We start from the raw sequence: 6,074 nt of genomic DNA on the forward strand, positions 1-6,074 counted from the left end.
AATCTAATTCTTCAAGTCCTTAATGACTTTGAAAGCCACATCTACTTGCGCTTCGCTTACTAAAATCGTGAACTCGTTTGATGTCGAAATTACTTCATTAATAATAATTCCCTCCCAAGCCAAACGTTGAAAGATGAAATAGTAAATTCCAGGAACGACAATATTTTCTTTCGGTAATTTTACGGTAATCGAAGCCAAATTATCTAGTTTTTGAATCAATTTTTCATTGGCAAAATGCTTGTCAACCAAATTATTGATGCTGTTACTAACCACAATGTTGGTTTCATTTACGCCTCTGGATGAAGTGTAAAAAATATCTGGAAGAGAATTGATATCCGTAATTAAATCGGCTTGTTTGTTCAAAACAGTGTCGGACGCAGCAAAGGTGTAATCAGTCAGGGCCGAACGAACGGTGATTTCCCCAATATTTTTGATGACTTTATTTATCTTGTGATTTAACCTGAAATCCAGTTCTTCTGTTAGTCTTTTTAAAGCCATAACAACCGCACCTTGTTTTACTTCCTTGCCAAATTCACTTTCCAGTTCGGTCATTATGTTTCTGGATAATGAGGTTAGATTGATGATGCCTAATGATAATGCATTCAGCAAAAAAGGCTTTGTTTTGATGTAATTTTCTACAATGGAAGAAACAGTTTTCATAATGTAATTTTTTAGTGTGTTGTTATTTTACGCGTAGTTAGTGTGAAAATAATGTGCAAATATAAATTAAAAACATTTTGTTACAAATACAACAACAAGAAAAAACAACTAAAAGTAATAAAAAGCATCGATAAGATGCTCAATTACAAAAGATTTCCCTTCTTTATGGACAGCGATAATGTCAAAACGGACTTCAATATCTAAATTTCTTTCATTTACAAATGCGTCTACCGCTTTGACAAGAAGCTGAATTTTTTTTGGTTTTACAAAATCTTGTGGCAATCCAAATTCTAATGAGGAACGTGTTTTGACTTCAACAACAGCAAGTGTGTTTCCTTTTTGGGCGAGAATATCTATTTCGGCTTTTTGGAAGGTCCAATTGGTTTGCAAAATAATGTAGCCGTCTTTCCGTAGAAATTCGACTGCCAGTTCTTCTCCAATTTTGCCGAGTTCGTTGTGTTCCGCCATAAAAAAAGTGTTCAGTGTTCAGTTGCAGTATTCAGTTTGTAAACTTATGCAATCAATCCCGACGCTTCGAGACGTTAATATGCAATCAAAAATCCAAAACGATTTTCAGTATAACAACAATTATTCTCAGTCTGCTTCTGTTTAATTTCTTCCACTTTTAGAGTGAGAAGGAGTCAGGATTTTTTTATTCAAAAATCAGCGTACTGCATTTTTCAGTGACATTAATCGTCACATTGTTTCCTAAAATTAAGGCTCTATTATCTTGAATATGGCCGGCAGGAAAATTATACAAGATAGGAATATTGTATTTTTTGGTAACATCCTCGATGATTTCTATCGAGTTTTTCCCCCAAGGAATATCATTATCTTTCATTTTTGTCATGGAACCTACAACAATTCCTTTGATGCTTTCCAGACATCCATTTCGTTTTAAATTCATCATCATGCGGTCAATGTGGTATAAATATTCATCTAAATCTTCTATAAACAAGATTTTATCAGCACAATCAATCGCGGAGGGTGAACCAAATAAACTGTATAAAATCGATAAATTTCCACCCACTAATTCTCCGGTAGCTTTTCCGGGTCTATTCATCAGGAAAGGATCAATTTCGTATGAGAGTTTTTCGCCAAACAACGCAGTTCTCATGGTTTGTATGGCTTCTGGAGTTGCTCTAGGAACGGTTATTGGCATGATTCCATGAATGGATTTGTAACCCATTGTATTCAAATGATTGTGTAAAACGGTCACATCACTGAAACCAACAATCCATTTTGGATTTTTTTTGAACGCAGTAAAATCCAGTAAATCGATCATTCGCACGGTTCCATATCCACCCTTAACGCACCAAATGGCTTTGATGTTTGGATTGTCCAGTTGTTGCTGAAAATCGGCGGCACGCTGCTCATCAGTGCCGGCTAATTGGTCTTTGTCTAAACCTATTGTGCTGCCTATAACCACTTCCAGGCCCCAGCTTTTCAATAAATTAATAGCGGGTTTCAAGTTGTCATCTGTATTTTTTCTGGCTGTTGCCAAAATAGCTACGGTATCTCCTTTTTTTAAACTAGGTGGTGTAATCATGTTGTATTGGGCTTGACTGTGGAAAGATTGTAAAACAAAAATAAGCAATAGAAATTGATATAAAACAGGATGCTGTTTTTTAAAAGGGAAGCGGTTTTTGTTCATGCGGAATTACTGTTCTAAAAAAATTAAGTAGGAAGTCTTTAAAATGACAAAAACAAAGATAGACAATTAGAAAACAAATATAAATTCACCTCAAATGACTATTTTTACAATAACCAGATTCTAAATGGGGTAAAATCAACGGTGGTAAACAAATGATGCTTATGAGAATTATGTACTGGATTCCTCTTTTATTTTTATTTTTTGCGATTGCAAAATCAAATGCGCAAGAAAAAAAATACATCATTCACACCGTTGCTTTTTATAATTTTGAAAACCTTTTTGACACCATTAACGATCCGGATACTTTTGATGAAGAGTTTACTCCAACTGGTTTGCAGCGTTGGACGTACGATAAATACGAAAAGAAACTGGGGAACTTAGCCCGAGTTTTATCGGAGATAGGTTCTAGTGAAAATACTGATTCACCTACATTCATTGGCGGATGCGAAATAGAAAACCGGGGCGTTTTGGAAGATTTAGTGAAACAGCCCAAACTAATCGAGAAAGATTACGGAATTATCCATTTTGATTCGCCTGACAAAAGAGGAATCGATGTGGCGCTGTTGTATCAGAAAAAAAAATTTCAGCCCACTAGTTACAATAATATTCCGTTGTACATTTATAAAGAAGGAACTGTTACGAATGAAAATACTAAAGCCAATGCTGAAGAAAAAACAGATGATGAGTTGCAAATAAGCACCAAAAATTATCGGGTTTACACCCGTGATCAGCTTCTGGTAACTGGATTTCTCGATGGCGAGGAAATTAATATCATTGTCAATCACTGGCCGTCGCGTTCTGGCGGGGAGAAGAAATCCAGTCCGTTCCGTGAAGCCGCTGGAGCATTAAACCGAAAAATAATAGACTCTTTGCAACGGATAAATCCAAATTCAAAAGTGATTGTTTTGGGCGATTTGAATGATGGACCGTATAATAAAAGTGTCAAATTTGGGCTTGGCGCCAAAGCAAAAAAGGCAGATGTGCTTCCGTTCGAAATTTACAATCCATTTGAAGAAATGGCCAAAAAAGGATTTGGAACCATTGCATTTCGAGATGCTTGGGATATTTTTGATCAAATAATGGTTTCCGAAACTTTACTTCAAACGGATTATACGAGTTTTCGGTATTGGAAAGCAGGAATTTACAATAAGCCATTCTTGATACAAACCAGCGGACAATACAAAGGATATCCGTTACGGCATTCCACCACCGAAATCGGATTTAGCGACCATTTCCCCGTCTATATTTATTTAATCAAGGAAAAAAAATAACGATTTATTATTTCATAACTTTACATTTAAAATAAAAATCATGGCAATAGCAAAACCTTTCAACCTCAATAAATGGATTGACGAAAACCGTCATCTGCTCAAACCGCCCGTTGGCAACAAGAATTTATACACAGAATCCGGGGATTATATCGTTATGGTTGTTGCCGGTCCAAACGCCCGAAAAGACTATCATTACAATGAAACCGAAGAATTGTTTTACCAACTTGAAGGCTCCATAAAAGTAATTATTCAAGAAGACGGTGAGCGAAAAGAAATGGAATTACATCCCGGTGATATGTACCTTCATCCCGCTAAAATTCCGCATTCTCCAGTTCGTTCCGAAGGTTCTATTGGACTTGTCATTGAACGAAAAAGAGCGGGACAAGGATTTACAGATGGCTTGCTTTGGTTTTGTGATAATTGCAATAATAAACTGCACGAAGTCTATTTTGAACTGCATAATATCGAAAAAGATTTCTTGCCTCATTTTGAACATTTCTATAATTCAGAACATTTGCGAACCTGCGAAAAATGCGGAACCATAATGGAAACCGACCCAAGATTTGTTGCCAAAAAATAATTCAATGCTGAATTTATATCGGGTTTAGGAGCTAAGTACTTCGTCAGTTCGCTTCGCTCGTGTCCGCTATCCGTTCTATCTTTTGCGGTCTCGTAAAAAAAACGAGACCACAAAAGGATGCCACTCATATCGTGGCTAAAAAGCGTAAAATAAAAGTAGCAATGTTTACTATTTCACGTTAAATCAATATATTTGTAAAAAATATAACAATTTTTAATAAAAAAGTTACAATGATAACAATAGCAGATCAATTCGGAATCAAAGACGCCCTTAAGCAATTAGGGATTGAGGAGATAAATGAAGGAACATCAACTGGAGCAGCTAATTTTGCCAACGGAAAAATCATCGAAAGTTATTCACCAGCAGATGGCACTTTAATTGGAAAAGTAAAAACATCTTCTAAAGAGGATTACGAAAAAGCGATGCGAAAAGCTTCAGAAGCGTTTCTGGAATGGCGTATGGTTCCAGCTCCTAAAAGAGGTGATATTGTTCGTCAGATGGGAGATGAATTAAGAAAATTCAAAGAGCCTCTTGGAAAGCTGGTCTCTTATGAAATGGGAAAAAGTCTTCAAGAAGGATATGGTGAAGTACAGGAAATGATTGATATCTGTGATTTTGCGGTGGGATTATCCCGTCAGTTGTATGGATTAACAATGCATTCTGAAAGACCTTTGCACAGAATGTATGAGCAATACCATCCAATAGGAACCGTTGGAATCATTTCAGCATTTAACTTTCCGGTAGCTGTTTGGAGTTGGAACGCAATGATTGCCTGGGTTTGTGGTGATGTTGCGATTTGGAAACCAAGTTCAAAAGTACCTTTATGTGGAATTGCTTGTCAAAATATTATCAAAACAGTTTTAAAAAGAAATAACGTTCCCGAAGGCGTTAGTTGTTTAGTCACAGGAAACGAATCAGGAGATTTAATCAACAATGATAAAAGAATTTCGTTAGTTTCTTTTACAGGATCAACCAGAATTGGACGTCACGTATCAAAAACCGTTGCAGAACGTTTTGGAAATACCATCCTTGAATTAGGAGGAAACAATGCTATTATCGTTTCGGAACATGCGGATATCAGTATGGTATTGGTTGGAGCCGTTTTTGGAGCGGTAGGAACAGCAGGACAACGTTGTACATCAACCAGACGTTTAATTATTCACGAAAGTGTGTATGATAAAACTATCAGTGTACTGAAAAATGCCTACGGTCAGCTGCAAATTGGAAATCCATTGGATGAAAATAATCACGTTGGACCGCTTATCGACAAAGGAGCTGTTCAGGATTATTTGAATGCGATTGAAACTGCCAAAAAAGAAGGCGGAAAAATTATCGTTGCAGGCGGATTGGTTGAAGGCGAAGGATATGAAAGTGGTTGTTATGTAAGACCATGTATCATCGAGGCTGAAAATCATTTTGATATCGTTCAAACAGAAACTTTTGCTCCTATTTTATATGTAATGAAATACAGCACGATTGAAGAAGCGATTGCGTTGCAAAACGGAGTTCCACAAGGACTTTCTTCTTCTATTTTTACAAACAGCATGAGAGAAATGGAATTGTTTCTTTCTCAATCGGGTTCTGATTGTGGAATTGCCAACGTAAATATTGGTACTTCCGGAGCAGAAATTGGTGGTGCTTTTGGTGGTGAAAAAGAAACCGGTGGAGGACGTGAATCCGGTTCTGATGCTTGGAAAGCCTATATGAGAAGACAAACCAACACCATAAATTACGGAAACGAATTGCCATTGGCTCAAGGAATCAAATTTGATTTGTAGGACCAAAATATATGTCTTGTCCTGAATAACCGATACAGATTATTAGATAAAAATATTTAATTAAACACTTGCAAAAACGTTTTTGCAAGTGTTTTTTGTTTTATATGTCCTCATTTTAATTTGACTTTGTA

6 protein-coding genes are annotated in these 6,074 nt (G+C 36.4%); 3 read left to right on the forward strand and 3 right to left on the reverse strand.

The genetic code is table 11. The annotated features are described in order from the left end of the window. Nucleotides 1-3: 3 nt before the first annotated feature. The 3 genes from ACP7AQ_RS02705 to ACP7AQ_RS02715 form a co-directional block, all read right to left on the reverse strand. Nucleotides 4-660 carry an aspartate kinase gene (locus tag ACP7AQ_RS02705; RefSeq protein WP_426062376.1) on the reverse strand — a complete coding sequence of 219 codons (657 nt, stop codon included), beginning with the start codon at nt 658-660 and terminating at the stop codon, nt 4-6. Nucleotides 661-768: 108 nt separating this feature from the next. Next, nucleotides 769-1,128, reverse strand: coding sequence for a YraN family protein (locus ACP7AQ_RS02710; RefSeq protein WP_426094286.1), 360 nt, complete (start codon nt 1,126-1,128; stop codon nt 769-771). Between the two features lie 184 nt (nt 1,129-1,312). Beyond that, nucleotides 1,313-2,209 (reverse strand): S66 peptidase family protein, encoded by an 897-nt coding sequence (locus tag ACP7AQ_RS02715; RefSeq protein WP_426094304.1) that lies wholly within the window; start codon nt 2,207-2,209, stop codon nt 1,313-1,315. Between the two features lie 266 nt (nt 2,210-2,475). Here ACP7AQ_RS02715 and ACP7AQ_RS02720 point away from each other — a divergent pair, with 266 nt between their 5' ends. The 3 genes from ACP7AQ_RS02720 (at nt 2,476) to ACP7AQ_RS02730 (ending at nt 5,943) form a co-directional block, all read left to right on the forward strand. After that, nucleotides 2,476-3,585: an endonuclease/exonuclease/phosphatase family protein gene (locus tag ACP7AQ_RS02720; RefSeq protein WP_426094287.1), complete on the forward strand. Its 1,110-nt coding sequence runs from the start codon at nt 2,476-2,478 to the stop codon at nt 3,583-3,585. A 40-nt stretch (nt 3,586-3,625) separates the two neighbouring features. Next, the gene (locus tag ACP7AQ_RS02725; protein WP_426094288.1) at nt 3,626-4,165 is read left to right on the forward strand and encodes a 3-hydroxyanthranilate 3,4-dioxygenase; all 540 of its coding nucleotides are present in this window, start codon (nt 3,626-3,628) and stop codon (nt 4,163-4,165) included. Between the two features lie 230 nt (nt 4,166-4,395). Next, complete coding sequence (locus ACP7AQ_RS02730) at nt 4,396-5,943, forward strand: aldehyde dehydrogenase family protein (RefSeq protein ID WP_426094289.1); 1,548 nt, start codon at nt 4,396-4,398, stop codon at nt 5,941-5,943. Nucleotides 5,944-6,074 lie beyond the last annotated feature (131 nt).

It is taken from the genome of Flavobacterium sp. DSR2-3-3 (assembly GCF_049896585.1).
GTDB lineage: Bacteria > Bacteroidota > Bacteroidia > Flavobacteriales > Flavobacteriaceae > Flavobacterium.